This window comes from uncultured Tateyamaria sp. (assembly GCF_947503045.1).
GTDB lineage: Bacteria > Pseudomonadota > Alphaproteobacteria > Rhodobacterales > Rhodobacteraceae > Tateyamaria.
Map to the genome: position 1 here is coordinate 963430 of NZ_CANNCF010000001.1, position 17087 is coordinate 980516.

The following is a 17087-nucleotide window of genomic DNA, read 5'->3' on the forward strand; positions in this document are numbered from 1 at the left end:
GTGACCCGCGACGCCCATGTTCCAATTGACCAAAGAGACGCCCGGCGACTGGTGGGAGGTCGAGGCCTTGTATGACCTGTGCTTTGCGCCCGGGCGCGAGGCGTTGTCCTCGTATCGCCTGCGCGACGGGGTGCCGTCGGTGGCTGCGCTGAACCTTGTGGCGCGTGATGACACGGACACGCTGGGCGGGGCGATCCGGTACTGGCCTGTGCGCATCGGTGCGGCCCGGTCCTTGTTGCTGGGTCCCGTCGCCGTGCACCCGACCCATCAGGGTGAGGGCCTTGGCGCGCTGTTGATCGAAGCCTCGCTTGAAACCGCCGCCGCACAGGGGTGGGAGCGGGTGCTGCTGGTGGGGGATGCGCCCTATTACGGGCGCTTTGGCTTTGCCCGGCTGGATCACGTCGCGATGCCCCCGCCGACCAATCCCGAACGTGTTCTGGGCCATGCGCTGCGCCCCGGTGCATGGGACGGAATTGCAGGGGATGTGGTGCGTTCGGATTGAAACCGGGCCTGTGCACCCCAATCTATTCCCTATGAACGAAGTTGTACTTGCCCGCCCGCCCATTGATCCCGACACCGAAATCGAGCGCCTTGCCCGGCGCTACAAGGCCGCCGGTGGCATGGGTATTCAGGTGCTCAACACCCTTGGCACACAGGCCGACGGGCTGCTGGATCGCTTGCCCGCACCGGTGCGCGCCCAACTTGATGCCGCCACGCGCGCGGCCCTGTTGCAGGCGATGAGTGCCGCCAGTCAGTCCCGCCGGCTGGTCCCCGATCAGGCCGAATGGCTCAATTCTGCCGTCAGCACGGCGATGGGCGCGGCAGGTGGCTTTGGCGGCTTGCCGACCGCGCTGGCCGAACTGCCCGTGACCACCACGCTTTTGTTGCGGGTGATCGAAGGGGTGGCGGTCGAGCATGGTTTTGATCCGGAGGCGGACTCGGTGCGTTTTGACTGCGTGCAGGTCTTTGCCGCCGCCGGGCCGCTGGCCCATGACGACGGGTCCGACCTTGCCTTTCTGTCGGCCCGCGTTGCGCTGACCGGCGCTGCGATGCAGGCGATCATCGCCCGTGTGGCCCCCCGTCTGGCCGTGGTGATGGGTCAGAAACTGGCCGCCCAAGCGGTGCCTGTTCTGGGTGCTGTGGCGGGGGCGGCGACGAATTACGCCTATACAAGCTACTATACGGACGTCGCCCATGTGCATTTCGGTTTGCGCCGGCTCGCGATCGAGGCCGATCAGCCGCACGAGCGCATGGTGGATCGTCTGAGGGCCGAGGTTAAGGCGCTGACGTGACCTCGCCCGAGATGGCGTTTTGCGCCACGGACGTGGCCTTGAGAATGGCAAACAGCGCCTGACCTTGTGTCAGCCCCATCGCACTCACCGCCCGCGCGGTCACCCGCGCAAGCAGCGCATCCCCTGCCGCATCCAGTGCAATGGCCGCCCCGGGCCCGTCGCCCGTGCGCATCGCGGTGACCGTGACGGGCAGGATGTTTTGCGCGCTGAGGCCCTGCGGCATCTCAAGGGACAGCAATACGTCCTGCGCCAGCACCCGCAACCGCACCTGCGCGCCCACCGGGGCCTGCACGCCCAGGAGGTTGAGCGTACCTGCGGCCACCTGCAGCGTACTCAGCCCGTCCGCGCCATGCGCCACCACCTTGGCCTGCAACACCGCACCCGCCTCGCGCACGCCCAGCAGGGGGATGGCGGCGGGGTCGGCCATCACCTCAAACAGCGGGCCGGAACGTGCCACGCGTCCACCGGACAGCAGCACCATCTGATCGGCCAGCCGCGCGACCTCGTCCACGGCGTGGCTGACATAGAGGATCGGCACGCCGGTTTCCGATTTCAGCCGGTCGAGATAGGGCAGGATGTCGGATTTGCGTGGTCCGTCGAGGGCGGCAAGCGGTTCGTCCATCAGCAGCAACTGCGGGTCGGCGAGGAGAGCGCGACCGAGGGCCACCCGCTGCTTTTCCCCACCGGACAGGGTGGCAGGACGCCGTTCCAGCAGCTCGCCCAGTCCCAGCAAGTCAATGATATGGCTGCGTGTTTTGGGTTGCGCCCCGAAACGGCGCGCATAGTCGAGGTTTTGCGCCACGCTCAGATGCGGAAACAGACGCGCGTCCTGAAACACGTATCCGACCCGGCGTTTGTGCGGGGGCAGGCAGGTGCTTGCGTCGTTGAACACCCTGCCATCAAGGCTGATCTGCGCCTTGTCCGGGCGCAGCAGCCCCGCGACTGCATTCACGATGGTGGTCTTGCCTGCGCCGGAGCGTCCGAAAAGTGCGGTGACACCCGGCCCGGCCTCGAACGCGACGTCGAGGTCCAACCCGTCAAAGCGGTGGGAGAGGGCGACTGAGAGGCTCATGCGCCTGCAATCCGTGCTGCAACCCGCCGCGCCAGCCATTCCGACAGGACCACGGCCCCGAGCGCCAGCACGCAGGCCCAGAGGACCAGCGAAATGGCGGTTGCTTCGCCGCCGGGCACCTGCAGCAGGGCATAAATGGCAGAGGGCAGTGTCTGCGTCTCGCCGGGGATGTTGGCGACAAATGTGATGGTGGCCCCGAACTCGCCGATGGCCTTGGCAAAGCCCATGACCGCACCCGCAAGGATGCCGGGCAGGATAAGAGGCAGGGTGATGGTGGCAAAGACCGCATAGCCGGGGGCGCCGAGGGTGCGGGCGGCGTCCTCGATCTTGGGATCGACCGCCTCGATGGCGAGGCGAATGGCGCGCACCATGAGGGGAAAGCCCATGACGATGGCTGCGAGAACCGCGCCCGTCCAGCGAAAGGCCAGCACAAGGCCCAAGGTCTGTTCAAGGAACCGCCCCGCAGGCCCGGTGCGCCCAAAGGCGATCAGCAGCAGATAGCCGGTGACGACAGGCGGCAGGACCAGCGGCAGGTGGACGGCGGCGTTGAGCAGGGATTTGCCCCAAAACTCACGCCGCGCCAGCAGCCAGGCGATCCAGGTGGCAAGGGGCAGGGCCAGAAGGGTGGCCACCACGCCGACCAACAGCGACAGGCGCAGGGCGTCCCAACCTGAGGGATCAAGGCTCATGGCAGGGCCACGAAGCCCGCAGCCACGAATGGCGCGGTGTGCTGGGTGAGATGATCAAGAAAGGCCTGCCCGGACGGCGATAGCGCAACCGCGTGATAAAGGATTTGCGGATGCTGCTCTGCCGGGATCGTCCAGACCACTCCGACTTGCCCGCTGGCCTGCGCGTCCGAGGCATAAACAATGCCAAGCGGTGTTTCCTTGCGCGCCACAAGGGCGAGGGCGGCGCGCACGTTTTCGGTTTCGGCCAGATGCGGGCGCAGGTTTTCCCACGCGCCGAGATGGGTCAGCCACGCCTTGGCATAGATGCCCCCAGGTACGGATTGGTGCTGCCCCATGGCCAGCCGCCCGTCACCTAGCGCCGTGCGCAGTGTCGCGCCGTCCATCTGATCAAAGGCGGTCGTCCCGTTTGGTGCGATCAGGACAAGCCGGTTGGACAGGATGGGGCGGGCGGGGGTCTCTGTATGTCCTTCGTCCAACAGCCAATCGGCCCATGTTTTATTGGCCAAAATGACAATATCCGCAGGCGCTCCAAGGCTGACCTGACGTGCAAGCGTGCCGCTGCCGCCATAGCTGACCGTGCTGTTCACGTCATAGTGTTCGGCGATGGCGTCGAGCGGTCCCTGCAGGCTGGCGGCTGCAAATATGCGCAGCGGATCGGCATTTGCCTGCGCAGACAGACAGGCAAGCGCAAGCATCAGCGCCAAGCCTTTGATCCAGTTGTACGTTTTCATGTCCGGGGCACTATTGGCCAAGCCATGGGAGGGCTCAAGCCGAATTTCGCGTATCGTGGACATGCGTGGTTAACGAAATCTGAACACCGAATCGCATATGTCTTTGGAATCGGAAAGAAATCTGGCATTTCTCGTCGAGGTCGCATATATTATAGGCAAAGAAACGGAGATTTGGGCAGTGACGGCCCCCATGATCAAGCAGCTTCCCTTGTCCTTTGGACAGGCCGATAAGAAAGATGTGCGCACGCAGTTTGCAGCACTCTGCTATCGTGTGAAGAACGACAAGATTCAGGTCTTGCTGGTAACATCCCGTGGGTCTGGCCGCTGGATCATCCCCAAGGGTTGGCCTATGGACGGCAAGACGCCGACCGAAAGTGCGGCCATCGAAGCCTGGGAAGAGGCGGGGGTCAAAGGCATCGCCGATCCGCGTCCTTTGGGTCTGTTTTCCTACAGCAAAATTCTCGACGAGGTCGAACATGACCTGCCCTGCGTGGCGATGGTCTATGGGCTCAAGGTCAAATCGCTGGCGCGCGACTTTCCCGAAGCCGGACAGCGGACCCGCAAATGGGTCGGCCGCAAAAAGGCGGCAAGCCTTGTAGATGAGCCGGAATTGGCCCGCATCCTGCGCGATTTTGACCCGCGCGCGATCTACTGAACCTGCGGGCGCCCATTGCGGTTTTACCCGGTGGGATTATGTTGAGAGCGACATGATCAAGTACACTTTGAAATGCGGCGACGGACACGCCTTTGACAGCTGGTTTGCCAGTGCGTCGGCCTATGACAGTCTGGCCGCGTCCGGGCATCTGGCCTGCATGACGTGCGGGTCGACCGCAGTGGAAAAGGCCGTCATGACACCCCGTGTCAGCACATCGAAAGCCGTGGCCGCCAGAGTCGGTACGGATCAGCCTGAAGCGCCTGATGCGACCCCATCCGAGGTCGAAGCGGCTCTGTCAAAGATGCGCGCCGAGGTGGAAAAGAACGCCGCTTACGTCGGCAATGACTTTGCGCGGCAAGCCCGCGACATGCATCTGGGCGACGTGCCGGACAAACCGATCTGGGGTGAGGCCAACGCCAAGGAAGCCAAGGCCCTGATCGAAGATGGCGTGCCCGTGGCCCCGTTGCCCTTTATTCCAACGCGCAAAGTGAACTGACCTTATGAATATCGTGATTACCGGAGCGACCCGTGGCATCGGCGCGGGCCTGTCGGCGCATTACAGCGGTGCAGGTCACAGCGTGGTCGGCACGGGCCGGTCTGCCGGGGCGGATGTGACGCTGGACGTGACCCAGCCCAGTGATCACAGCGCTCTGGCCGAGCGTCTGGCGGGCGTGCCGATTGATCTGCTGGTGTGCAATGCGGGCGTCTATCTGGACAAGGGCGCGGCGCTTGAGACCGGCTATGCCGCCGATTTGTGGTCACAGAGTTTTGCGGCCAATGTCACGGGCGTGTTCCTGACCATTCAGGCGTTGCTGCCCAACCTGCGTCTGGCCGCGCGTCCCAAGATCGCGGTCATTTCCTCGCAAATGGCCTCGCACACCAATGCGCCCGGCGGCAGCTATATCTACCGCGCCTCAAAAGCGGCGGTGCTGAACCTGGGCCGCAATCTGGCCAGCGATCTGGCGGGCGAAGTGGCCGTGGGGATCTATCATCCGGGCTGGGTGCAGACGGATTTGGGTGGGTCTTCGGCGGCGATCACGGTGGAGGAGTCTGTGACCGGGCTGGTGCAGCGCTTTGATGCCTTGAGCCATGAGACAACGGGGTGTTTCGAGACATGGGACGGCCGCGCGCACCCGTACTGAGCCGCGATCCTATGGCCGCTTGCGCGACGCCATTTTTTGGGGGGCTCTGCCCCCGTCGCTCACGCGCCTCCCCCGGGATTTTTGAAAACAGAGAAGGACCCCTTTGGCGTGCGTTGCCTTGCAACTGGCGAAGGGGGGCGATAAGGCCCGAGCGGAGTAATTTTCCGAGGCCAATCCATGCCTGTACTGGTGATGAAATTCGGTGGCACCTCTGTGGCCACTCTGGACCGCATCCGCCGCGCCGCCAAGCGAGTGGGCGTCGAGGTGGCCAAGGGGTATGATGTGATCGTCATTGTGTCTGCCATGTCCGGCAAGACCAACGAACTGGTCGGGTGGGTCAACGAGACCTCGCCGCTGTTTGATGCGCGCGAATATGATGCGGTTGTGTCCAGCGGCGAGAACGTAACCGCCGGGCTGATGGCGCTGACTTTGCAGGAAATGGATGTGCCCGCGCGCAGCTGGCAGGGCTGGCAGGTGCCGGTGCGCACCACATCGGCCCATTCCAGCGCCCGGATCGAAGAGATCCCGGCCGACAATATCAATGCCAAGTTTGCGGAAGGTATGCGCGTGGCTGTGGTTGCAGGCTTTCAGGGCGTCAGCCCCGAGGGACGCATCACCACGCTGGGCCGGGGCGGGTCGGACACGACCGCTGTTGCCTTTGCCGCCGCCTTTGAGGCCGAGCGCTGTGATATCTATACGGATGTGGATGGGGTCTATACCACCGATCCGCGCATCACCGCCAAGGCGCGCAAGCTCGATCGGATCGCCTTTGAGGAAATGCTGGAACTGGCCTCGCTCGGGGCCAAGGTGCTGCAAACCCGCTCGGTCGAACTGGCGATGCGCTATAAGGTGCGCCTGCGGGTCTTGAGCAGTTTTGAGGAACAATCGGACGAGGCCGGTACGCTGGTCTGCGACGAGGAGGACATCATGGAAAGCAATGTTGTGGCCGGTGTGGCTTATAGCCGGGATGAGGCCAAGATGACGCTGGTGAGCGTGGCGGACCGCCCGGGCATCGCGGCGGCCATCTTTACCGCGCTCAGCGAGGGCGGCGTCAATGTCGATATGATTGTTCAAAACATCAGTGAGGAAGGGCGCACCGACATGACCTTTTCCTGTCCCACTGATCAGGTCAAACGTGCGCAAAAGGCCATGGACGAGGCCCAGAGTGCGGGCGTGATCAACTTTCACGAGCTGATTGCCGACACCGAAGTGGCCAAGGTCAGCGTGGTCGGCATCGGCATGCGCAGCCACACAGGTGTTGCGGCCAAGATGTTTGAATGCCTGAGCGCCGAGGGGATCAACATCAAGGTGATCACCACCTCAGAGATCAAGATTTCCGTGCTGATCGACCGTAAGTACATGGAACTTGCGGTGCAGGCGCTGCATGACGCATTCGAGTTGCACAAGGCCGCCTGATTGGTGACGCATACGGCCGCGTTTCGCGCGCGTCGGCCCGAATTTCTACCATAAGTGGAAATTCGCCGGATCACACGGCGCTTTGCCGTTTCGCTTTTGCCGGGGCTGTGATCTAATCTGTGATTGCACGAGATTGAGGGGCGGGGGCCAATGGCCGAACGGGTGGAAACAGAAAGCCGCAAGCTTTTGGGGCGGTTACGTGACGCGATGGCCGGGGATGATGCCGGGCAGGCGCGGCTGGACAAGATCACCCATCTGATCGCGGACAGCATCGGCACCGAGGTCTGTTCGATCTACCTGTTTCGCGACGAGGACACGCTCGAGCTTTGCGCCACCGAAGGGCTGAACCCTGAATCGGTGCACCGCACCCGCATGCGTCTGGGCGAGGGGCTTGTGGGCCGCGTGGCGCGCCGCCGCCAGGTGGTGAACACCGCAAATGCCCCCAAGGCGCGCGGTTTTCGCTTTATGCCCGAAACCGGCGAAGAAGTGTTTTCCAGCTTTCTTGGTGTGCCTGTACAGCGTCTGGGCGAGGCGCTGGGCGTGCTGGTTGTGCAATCCAAAGAGGCGCGCGAGTTTTCCGCCGACGAGGTGTATGCGCTCGAAGTGGTCGCGATGGTCTTGGCCGAAATGACCGAGCTTGGCGCGTTCGTCGGCGAGGCCGGGGGCATGGGCAAGCGCCACAGCCAGCCCGTGATGCTGCGCGGCACAGTTGCGCAGGAAGGAGTCGCCGAGGGCCATATCTGGCTGCACGAACCGCGCGTTGTCGTCACCAACCCGATTGCCGACGACCCCCATCGCGAATTGGAACGCCTGAAGGAGGCGGTCGAGGAATTGCGCGTGGGTGTAGACAAGATGCTGGCGCTGGCCAGTGTCGACAAGGACCAGGCCGAGGTGCTCGAGGCTTACCGGATGTTCGCCAATTCCAAGGGCTGGATGCGCCGGATGGAAGAGGACATCTCCAACGGGTTGAGCGCCGAAGCCGCGGTGGAAAAGGAACAATCGCTGGCCCGCGCCCGGATGGGGCAGGCGAGTGACAACTACCTGCGCGAACGGCTCAGCGATCTGGACGACCTGTCCAACCGCCTGCTGCGTATTCTGACCGGGCAGGGCAAGGACACGGGCGCCGAGATGCCGGATGATCCGATCCTTGTGGCCCGCAACATTGGCCCTGCCGAGTTGCTTGATTATGGGCGCAGCCTCAAGGGGATCGTGCTTGAGGCAGGCTCAGTCGGCTCTCATGCCGCCATCGTGGCGCGTGCGCTGGCCATTCCGCTGATCGTCCATGCGGACCGGTCCACGCTCGAGGCGCTGAACGGTGATCATGTTCTGGTGGATGGCGAGCAGGGCATCGTGCATCTGCGCCCCGATGACTCTGTGGTCAGTGCCTTTCGCGACAAGATGGCGATGCAGGCGGCCGCCGCCGAGCGCTATGTCTCGATCCGCGACAAACCGGCCCAGACCCTGTGCGGCGAGGTGATTTCGCTGACGATGAATGCGGGTCTGATGGCCGATCTGCCCTCGCTTGAGGGATCCGGCGCGGAAGGGGTCGGGCTGTTTCGCACCGAATTGCAGTTCCTGATCCGCAACCAGATGCCGAAACGATCGGAACTCTCGGCGCTTTATGCCCGCGTGCTGGATGCGGCGCAGGGCAAGAAGGTGGTGTTCCGCACACTCGACATCGGGTCGGACAAGGTGCTGCCCTATATGAAACCCAATGATGAGCCGAACCCGGCGCTCGGTTGGCGCGCGATCCGGGTCGGACTCGATAAACCCGGCGTGATGCAAATGCAGTTGCAGGCGCTGTTGCGCGCTGCGGCAGGGCGACCCTTGACGGTGATGTTTCCCTTTGTCGCGCAGTTCGAGGAATACACCCTCGCCTGCGCGCAGATGGACAAGGCCATCGAACGCGAGCGGTCCCTGGGCCACGTGCTGCCCGAGGACATCGAAGTGGGCGCGATGCTCGAAACGCCCAGCCTCGCCTTTGCGCCACAAAAGTTCTTTGAAGAAGTTGGTTTCCTGTCGATCGGGGGCAACGACCTCAAACAGTTCTTCTTTGCCGCGGACCGAGAGAATGAGCGGGTGCGGCGGCGCTATGACACGCTCAACGTCTCGTTCCTCAGCTTTATCGAGCGGATTGTGGAGCGCTGTGAAGTCACCAAAACGCCGTTGTCCTTCTGCGGTGAGGATGCAGGACGCCCGGTCGAGGCATTGTGTCTTGCCGCCATCGGGTTGCGCAATCTGTCGATGCGCCCCGCCTCAATCGGGCCGGTCAAGTCCTTGCTGCGCCGGTCTAATCTGGAAGAGGTGCGCAAAGTGATCGCGGATGCGCGCCACAGAGGCGAAATGAACGTCCGGCCCGCGATTATGGAGTACCTGCGCCAGCAGGGCTGATTTCATTAACATTTCAGATGGTTGCGCGTGATCTTTCAGGTCACGCGTCAGCTTATTCTGTGGATAACTCTACGTTCAGAAAGCGTTCATTCTAAATAGAAAAGCACGCCTCTTTTTGTAAATTACTAACAATAATTCCACCTTACTCACCATACTTGGGAACAAAATTGCACAAAAACGATAAAATTCCAAAATAAACCCCAGAACGGCAATCCACATATCCACAGTGCCGCTGAACACAAAAAAACCGCCCGGGCGGACGCGCGGGCGGCTTGTGGTGCGTGATATGTGGCGAGGTTTAGCGCAGGCGCGCCTCGCTTTTGGCATCAAAGAACATGGTGCGTTCCTGATCAAAGGTCACGGTGACCTCAGTGCCTTCTTCCATCGCCAGATCGCCGCGGCTTTCGACAACCAGTCGCTCGCCTGTCGGCGTGTTGAGGTAGTCATAGGCCACGCCACCCAACCGCTCGCGGATGTCGAGGGTGATGGCCGAGGCGCCGGCGGTCAGTTCCATGTCCTGCGGGCGCACGCCGACAATCACGTCGCTGCCTTCGGCGGGCAGGGCGACGGATGTGGGCACCACCGTGTCGGACAGGGCAGGGACGCGCACAGCACCCTTTTCGGCCACACCATTCACAAAGTTCATCGCCGGAGAGCCGATGAACCCGGCCACGAACTTGTTGTCGGGGTCCTGATAGAGATGCATCGGGCTGCCGACCTGTTCGATATAGCCTGCGCGCAGCACCACGATCTTGTCGGCCAGCGTCATGGCCTCGACCTGATCGTGTGTCACGTAGATCATCGTGGTGCCCAGTTCCTTGTGCAGACGGGCGATTTCGACCCGCATGTCGACGCGCAGTTCGGCGTCGAGGTTGGACAGCGGCTCGTCAAACAGGAACACTTCGGGCCCGCGCACAATCGAGCGGCCAATGGCGACCCGCTGACGCTGACCACCCGACAGGGCAGCAGGTTTGCGGTCCAGATACTCGTCGAGCTTGAGGATCTTGGAGGCCCCATCGACCTTGCGGTCAATCTCGGCCTTGTCGACCCCGTTCATTTTCAGTCCAAACCCCATGTTTTCCTTGACCGTCATGTGCGGATAAAGCGCGTAGGTCTGGAACACCATCGCCACGCCGCGCGCTGCGGGGTCCATGTGGGTCACATCGCGGGTGCCGATGTTGATCTGGCCGTCTGACGTTTCTTCCAGCCCCGCAATCATGCGCAGCAGCGTGGACTTGCCACAGCCCGAGGGGCCGACAAAGACACAGAATTCGCCATCATCAATGGTCAGGTCCACACCGTGGATAACCTGTGTGGCCCCGTATCGTTTGATCGCTTTGTGAAGTGTCACTCCGGTCATTGGTCTCCCCCTTCGAGTTCAGGAATGGTTATTGGCTTGGGAACTGCCAGTTGGCGGTGGCCTGCGCGATCTCTCGCGCGGTTGATTTCAGATGCGGTGCAAGTCTGGTCAGATCGGCCAGGGATTTGCGCGCAGTAGATGTGGTGACGCTGAGCGCGCCAATGGCGCGGCCTGTTTCGGACAGGATCGGGGCCGCAACGCAGATAATGCCGGGCTCATGCTCTTCGCGGTCATAGGCGACACCCTCGGCGCGAATCACTTCGAGTTCGGCTGACAGGCTGTCGCGGTCGGTGTGGGTGTTGGCGGTATGGGCAAACCAGGCTTGCTGAGACAGGGCCATTTCGCGGGCGTCATCGCCCAGAAAGGCGATCATGGCCTTGCCGACACCCGTGCAATAGCCGGGGCCAACCTTGCCGGCCTGAGAAAACATCTCGATCGGGTCGGCGGCGTTGCGTTTGTCCACATACAGAACCTGCCCCCCGTCCAGTTGCGCCAGGTGCACGGTTTCCCCCAGCGTTTCGCTGAGCCTATCAATATGAGGCCGCGCGATGGGCGCAAGGGAGCTTTGCCGCCACGCCGCATGCGCAAGGCTGACAAGGCGCAGGCCTGGCGCATAGGTCTGGCGATCCACATCATAGCGCAGCATGCCCAGATTGGTCAGCGTCTGCACCAGCCGATACAGCGTTGCCTTGGGGTGAGGGGACAGGGTCAACAACTCGGAAAACCGCACGGGCCGTTCGGCCTGCGCAACCAGGTCCAGCACTTCGAGCGCCTTGCCAATGGTGCCGTCCCCGGATCTTGGGGCTGCGGTGTTCATCTGATTGGTCCTCCCAAACCGCCCGACAGGAATCTGTTGACCTGCCGAACATGTCACCGCATAGTTCCGATAGTTGGAATGCAGTTTCACTATGTGGAACTTCTATGAGACGAGACTGTAAGTCAAAAGAAATCTGACTTTCCGTTTCCGGGCCGATGAGACATGGTCCGAAAACGGGAGAAACGGAACTAAGGGAGGAAACCATGTTCCTGAATATGAAAACCGCCGTGGCGGCAATTGCCCTGTCGGCTATGGCTGGCAGTGCGTTCGCGCGCGATCTGGTCATCAACTTTGACGACCTCAACCCGGGCCCCAAAAAGGGCTTTGATGATGCTGTGGCACTTTTCCAAAAGGAAAACCCCGACATCAACGTGATCGTCAACATCAACGACCGCGAAGCCCACAAAACGGCGATTCGGAACTTTCTGACGGCCGAAGCGCCTGACGTGACAAGCTGGTACCCCGGCAACCGCATGGCCCCCTTTGTTGACGCTGGACTGTTCCAGCCTGTCGACGATGTCTGGGAAGAAAACGGCTTCAACGACGATCTGGCCGCGATCAAACCCACGATGAGCCGCGATGGCAAAATCTGGGGTGTGCCTTACAGCTACTACCAGTGGGGCATCTACTACCGCAAAGACATCTTTGACCTGCTGGAGCTGGAAGAGCCCCAGACATGGGACGAGCTGCTGGCGGCCTGTGGCAAGATGAAAGAGAACGGCGTCACACCCTTCACCATCGGCACCAAGTTCCTGTGGACCGCGGCTGGCGTGTTTGACTACTTGAACCTGCGCACCAACGGTTATGACGTGCACAACGCACTGACCGCGGGCGAGATCAAGTACACCGATCCGCGCATCCGGGCCACATTCTCCAACTGGGAAACGCTGATCAACGAGTGTGGCTTTGTCGACAACCACGCCTCGATGAGCTGGCAGGACGCCATCGCACCTTTCGCCAATGGCGATGCGGCGATGTATGTCATGGGCAACTTCTCGGTCGATGGCTACAAGAACGCCGGTCTGACCGAAGAGCAGATCGACTTCATGCCGTTCCCGACAATTGATGCGTCCATCCCCGGTGCCGAAGAAGCGCCTGCAGACGCGTTCTTTATCCCCACAAACGCCAAGAACGTCGAAGATGCCAAGAAATTCCTGGCCTTCGTTGCGCGCCCTGACGTGCAGACCCAGTGGAACAAGACCATTGGTCAGCTGCCCATCAACTCCAAGGCGGACATTTCGGACGACAAGTTCATTCAGGAAGGCTTTGCCCTGCTGAACGGCGCGTCTGGTCTGGCGCAGTTCTTTGACCGCGACGCCCCGGCCGAAATGGCCAAGGCAGGCATGGAAGGCTTCCAGGAATTCATGCTGGACCCCTCCAAGGTCGACGCGATCCTTGAGCGTCTGGATACGGTTCAGGCCGAAGTCTACAAGTAAGTACGACATGGGGCGGGCCACGTTGCCCGCCCCACCTTTTGCCTATCAACACGTTGTAAGTGCTATGTTTTAGCGTTTTCAAAGGGTTGGTTTGTCGCCCCATATCCTGCGACCCCGACGCCGATCAGGCCCGATATCATATCAGGAGTCCGTCATGACCCACGCCGCTGTCCCCGATACCACTGCCTCTGCCCGACCCAGTTGGGTCAAGCGCAACAAGCTGGCCATCGCGCCGTGGATATTCCTGATCCCCGCGCTGATCTTTTTCGCCATCTACGTGGTGATCCCCATTTTCCAGAGCCTCTGGCTCAGCCTTTATGAATGGAACGGGCTGTATTCGGCAGATGGCGAAAGCACCGCCACTTGGGTCGGCTTTCAGAACTACGCCAAGCTCTGGGATGATCCGAACTTCTGGACCTCGCTGCGCAACAACCTGGCCTGGCTGATCCTGTTCATGCTGGCGGTGCCGCTGGGCCTGTTCATCGCGCTGTTCCTGAACCAGACGGTTCCGGGGATGCGGTTTTACAAGTCGATGTTCTTCTTCCCCTTCGTGATCTCACAGGTCGTTGTGGGCCTGATCTTTGGCTGGTTCTACAACCCGGATTTCGGGGTGGTCGGCACGTTGTGGAAGGCGGTGTTCTGCGAGGAAACCACCAACATTCTGGGCAATGTGACCTTCACCTGTTCGCGCCCCGCGCCTGACATTCTGTCGAGCCCGGAATGGGCGACCTATGGCATCATTGCCGCCGGTCTCTGGCCGCAGATCGCCTATTGCATGATCCTGTATCTCACAGGCCTCAACAACGTCGCCGCTGACCAGATCGAGGCCGCGCGCCTTGATGGGGCCAAGGGCTGGAAAATGCTGTGGTACGTGGTTGTCCCACAACTCAAGCCCGCGACCTTCATCGCCATCGTTGTGACGGTGATCGGGGCGCTGCGATCGTTCGATATGATTGCGATCATGACGCAGGGCGGGCCGTTCGGCTCGACCAACGTGCTGTCGCATTACATGTACGAAGTCGCGATTTCCGAATATGGCGAACGGTATGGGTACGGTTCGTCCGTGGCCACCGTGCTGTTCGGTATCATGTTGATCTTCATCAGCTATTTCCTGTGGCAGATGTACCAAGACGAAAAGGGGGGCCGCTGATGTTTCCGCGTCCAGTAGAAAAATCCACCGCCACCGTCCGCTATTCCTATCAGGCCTTCCTGCCTGTGGCCCTGATCCTGTGGCTGCTGCCGCTGCTGGCCATTTTCCTGACCTCGATCAGGTCGGCGGCCGACATCAACTCGGGCAACGTCTTTGGCTGGCCGTCCGAATTTGCGCTGATCGAAAACTACTCTGCGGTTTTCACCCAGTCAGCGGCGGCACAATACATGTGGAACTCGGTGCTGATCACCGTGCCCACCGTGATGATCTCGGTCGCCCTTGCCTGCCTCGCAGGCTACGCGCTGGCGATCTACAAGTTCCGGGTCGCTTTGCCGCTGTTTTTCCTGTTCGTGGCGGGCAACTTCATTCCGTTCCAGATCCTCATGGTGCCGGTGCGCGACATGTCGGTCCAAACCGGGCTTTATGACACCATCGCGGGTCAGTTCCTGTTCCACGCGGCCTTCCAGACCGGGTTCTGCACGCTGTTTATGCGGAACTTTATCAAGGCCTTGCCCTTTGATCTGATCGAATCCGCGCGGATCGAAGGCATCGCGGAGTGGAAGATCTTCTGGTACGTGATCCTGCCCCTCGTGCGCCCTGCGATTGCAGCGCTCGCGGTGCTGATCTTTACCTTTGTGTGGAACGACTTTTTCTGGGCCAACGTGCTGACCCAGGGCGAGTCCGCAAAACCGATCACGGCCGGTGTGCGTGCGCTCAACGGTCAGTTCGTGAACAACTGGCATCTGGTGTCTGCAGCCTCGCTGCTGGCAGCGATCCCACCTGTGGCGTGCTTCTTCCTGATGCAGCGCCACTTTATTTCCGGCCTGACGATGGGAGCCGTGAAGTGAGCGCATGCTGGCGTCTGGATGACGGACGCCAGACTTTGGTTCTCGGCTCTGACCGGGGTCGGCTGGCTGAGGTCGTCTATTGGGGACCCAGCCTGCCGGAGACCGAAGATCTGGCCACGCTATACGAAGCCTATACCCTCGATGTGACCGGCGGCATGCTGGATCTGAACCCGGAGCTGAGCATCTGCCCGGAATCCACGCGGTCCTTTCCCGGCCAACCGGGGCTGATCATCCGCAACGGGGACGGCACGCCGTTCCTGCCCAAGTTCTGTCTGGAGCGCGCCGATCTGGGCGAGAACGTGTTGATCCTGACCTATATGGATCAGACCCGCGTGCTGACCTATCGCGCCCGTTTTGCCATTGATCCCACCACCCACATCATCGAGGCCAGCGCCGAGGTCGAGGCAGACCAGCCCATGCACCTGCACTGGTTAAGCGCGCCGGTGTTTCCAGCGCCGCAACTGAGCGACGAGATGATCGATTTCGCCGGGCGCTGGTGTGGCGAATTCCAGATGAACCGCACGCCGTGGTCACCGGGCATCCGCTACCGCGAGAACCGCACGGGGCGCACGGGGCACGAACATTTCCCCGGCCTGATCGTGCCGGTGCGCGGGGCCTCGAACGCGACCGGGCAGGCCTATGCCTTTCACTATGGTTGGTCCGGCGGGCACCGGATGGTCGCCGAAGAGCTGCCCGATGGCCGCCGCCAGATCCAGTTCGGCCATGCCGCAAGGATGGAAGGGCAGGCGCAAAAGCACTTTTCGACCGGCAAGCTTTATGCCGTGTTTTCCGACGATGGTCTGAATGGCTGCGCAGTCGCGTTCCAGCGCCACCTGCGCGACCGGGTGGTGACATTTCCCCGCCCCGAGGCGTCGCGCCCGGTGCATTACAACTGCTGGGAAGCGGTCTATTTCAACCACAATCTCGACGAGCTCAAGGACATCGCTGACCGCGCCGCCGCCCTCGGGGCCGAGCGGTTCGTGCTGGATGATGGCTGGTTCGGCAATCGCGATGACGACACGCAGGCCCTGTCCGATTGGGAGGTCGATCCGCGCAAGTATCCCGACGGTCTCACGCCGTTGATCGACCACGTCAAAGGCTGCGGTATGACCTTTGGCATCTGGTTCGAGCCCGAGATGATCAACCCGAATTCGGACATCTTCCGTGCCCATCCCGACTGGGCGCTGGGGAGCGAGGATCAGATCATGGGCCGCCAGCAGATGGCGCTCAATATGGCGCTGCCTGCTGTGCAGTCCTTTCTCTTTGCGCGGATCGGCGACATCCTGTCCCGCCACGACATCGAATATATCAAATGGGACCACAACCGCGTGCTGCCCATGCCTGATGCGGCCCAGACGCGGGGGTCTTATGCGCTGCTGGATCGGTTGCGCCGCGAGTTTCCGCATGTGGAGATTGAAAGCTGCGCGTCCGGGGGCGGCCGCATCGACTTTGGTATCATGGAGCGCACCCAGCGGGTCTGGCTGTCAGACTCAAATGACGCGGTCGAAAGGCTGCGCATCCAGCACAACGCGTCGATCTTTTTGCCCATGGCCGTCACTGGCAGCCATGTGGGCCCGCGCACCTGTCACACTTCGGGGCGCACGCTCGACATCCGGTTCCGCGCCTGGGTCGCCGCCCAACGCCATATGGGGTTCGAGATGGACCCGCGTGAGTTGACCGAGGAAGAGGCCAAGGTTCTGCGCGAGGTCACCAACTGGTGGAAGGCCAACCGCGACTGGATGTATGGCGCCGATATCCTGCGTCTGGACAGTGCCGACCCGGCGGTGATCGCGGAACAGCATCTGGAAGAGGGCGGTGGGCAATTTGTCGTCTTTGCCGGCAAGGCCGCCACCTCGGACCAGATCGCGCCGCGCCCCCTGCGCCTGACCCGGCTGACGCCGGACGCAAAGTACCGGATCGAGCTGATCAATCGCGACGATGTCGGCGTGTTGTCGCGCGGTGCAAATGCGCTGAAATCCGGCCCGCTGGTGGTGAGCGGGGCCTACCTGATGTATCATGGGCTTACTCTGCCGTGGAGTTTCCCCGAACGGATGTGGGTGATCAAAGGCGATCTGGCCTGACCCGCAC

Annotated in this window: 16 protein-coding genes; 11 read left to right on the forward strand and 5 right to left on the reverse strand. The window is 61.8% G+C overall.

Annotated features, from left to right (window positions below):
* Positions 1–16 precede the first annotated feature (16 nt).
* Positions 17–502 carry an N-acetyltransferase gene (locus tag Q1A89_RS04925; protein WP_299724500.1) on the forward strand — a complete coding sequence of 162 codons (486 nt, stop codon included), beginning with the start codon at positions 17–19 and terminating at the stop codon, positions 500–502.
* Positions 503–533: 31 nt separating this feature from the next.
* Positions 534–1292: an EcsC family protein gene (locus tag Q1A89_RS04930; RefSeq protein ID WP_299724502.1), complete on the forward strand. Its 759-nt coding sequence runs from the start codon at positions 534–536 to the stop codon at positions 1290–1292.
* On the opposite strand, the gene modC is transcribed toward Q1A89_RS04930, so the two are convergent.
* From modC to modA, 3 genes are read right to left on the reverse strand one after another with little or no spacing between them, the layout of a single operon-like run.
* Positions 1276–2364: a molybdenum ABC transporter ATP-binding protein gene (gene modC / locus Q1A89_RS04935; protein WP_299724504.1), complete on the reverse strand. Its 1089-nt coding sequence runs from the start codon at positions 2362–2364 to the stop codon at positions 1276–1278. The genes Q1A89_RS04930 and modC overlap by 17 nt on opposite strands.
* Complete coding sequence (gene modB / locus Q1A89_RS04940) at positions 2361–3053, reverse strand: molybdate ABC transporter permease subunit (RefSeq protein WP_299724506.1); 693 nt, start codon at positions 3051–3053, stop codon at positions 2361–2363. The genes modC and modB overlap by 4 nt, the downstream gene beginning before the upstream one ends.
* Entirely contained in the window at positions 3050–3784 is a 735-nt protein-coding gene (gene modA, locus Q1A89_RS04945; RefSeq protein ID WP_299724508.1) for a molybdate ABC transporter substrate-binding protein, read from the reverse strand. Before modA ends, modB begins: the two co-directional genes overlap by 4 nt.
* A 190-nt stretch (positions 3785–3974) precedes the next feature.
* On the opposite strand from modA, the gene Q1A89_RS04950 reads away from it, so the two are divergent.
* The 5 genes from Q1A89_RS04950 (at position 3975) to ptsP (ending at position 9388) form a co-directional block, all read left to right on the forward strand.
* On the forward strand, positions 3975–4439 hold the full coding sequence (locus Q1A89_RS04950) for an NUDIX hydrolase (protein ID WP_299724510.1): 465 nt from the start codon (positions 3975–3977) through the stop codon (positions 4437–4439).
* Positions 4440–4491: 52 nt separating this feature from the next.
* Entirely contained in the window at positions 4492–4935 is a 444-nt protein-coding gene (locus Q1A89_RS04955; RefSeq protein WP_299724512.1) for a DUF1178 family protein, read from the forward strand.
* 4 nt (positions 4936–4939) lie between these two features.
* A complete protein-coding gene (locus Q1A89_RS04960) occupies positions 4940–5581 on the forward strand; it encodes an SDR family NAD(P)-dependent oxidoreductase (RefSeq protein WP_299724514.1) in 642 nt (213 codons plus the stop codon).
* 177 nt (positions 5582–5758) lie between these two features.
* Positions 5759–6997: an aspartate kinase gene (locus Q1A89_RS04965; RefSeq protein ID WP_299724516.1), complete on the forward strand. Its 1239-nt coding sequence runs from the start codon at positions 5759–5761 to the stop codon at positions 6995–6997.
* 150 nt (positions 6998–7147) lie between these two features.
* Positions 7148–9388 (forward strand): phosphoenolpyruvate--protein phosphotransferase, encoded by a 2241-nt coding sequence (ptsP, locus tag Q1A89_RS04970; protein WP_299724518.1) that lies wholly within the window; start codon positions 7148–7150, stop codon positions 9386–9388.
* 298 nt (positions 9389–9686) lie between these two features.
* On the opposite strand, the gene ugpC is transcribed toward ptsP, so the two are convergent.
* Together ugpC and Q1A89_RS04980 are read right to left on the reverse strand one after the other, a co-directional pair.
* Positions 9687–10748: a sn-glycerol-3-phosphate ABC transporter ATP-binding protein UgpC gene (ugpC, locus tag Q1A89_RS04975; RefSeq protein WP_299724520.1), complete on the reverse strand. Its 1062-nt coding sequence runs from the start codon at positions 10746–10748 to the stop codon at positions 9687–9689.
* Positions 10749–10776: 28 nt separating this feature from the next.
* Entirely contained in the window at positions 10777–11565 is a 789-nt protein-coding gene (locus tag Q1A89_RS04980) for an IclR family transcriptional regulator (protein ID WP_299724522.1), read from the reverse strand.
* Between the two features lie 203 nt (positions 11566–11768).
* Between Q1A89_RS04980 and Q1A89_RS04985 the strand changes: the two genes are divergently transcribed.
* The 4 genes from Q1A89_RS04985 (at position 11769) to Q1A89_RS05000 (ending at position 17080) form a co-directional block, all read left to right on the forward strand.
* On the forward strand, positions 11769–13001 hold the full coding sequence (locus tag Q1A89_RS04985; protein ID WP_299724524.1) for an extracellular solute-binding protein: 1233 nt from the start codon (positions 11769–11771) through the stop codon (positions 12999–13001).
* A 154-nt stretch (positions 13002–13155) separates the two neighbouring features.
* Positions 13156–14151 carry a sugar ABC transporter permease gene (locus tag Q1A89_RS04990; protein WP_299724526.1) on the forward strand — a complete coding sequence of 332 codons (996 nt, stop codon included), beginning with the start codon at positions 13156–13158 and terminating at the stop codon, positions 14149–14151.
* Entirely contained in the window at positions 14151–14999 is an 849-nt protein-coding gene (locus Q1A89_RS04995) for a carbohydrate ABC transporter permease (protein WP_299724528.1), read from the forward strand. Before Q1A89_RS04990 ends, Q1A89_RS04995 begins: the two co-directional genes overlap by 1 nt.
* The gene (locus Q1A89_RS05000) at positions 14996–17080 is read left to right on the forward strand and encodes an alpha-galactosidase (protein WP_299724530.1); all 2085 of its coding nucleotides are present in this window, start codon (positions 14996–14998) and stop codon (positions 17078–17080) included. The genes Q1A89_RS04995 and Q1A89_RS05000 overlap by 4 nt, the downstream gene beginning before the upstream one ends.
* The last annotated feature ends 7 nt before the right edge of the window (positions 17081–17087 follow it).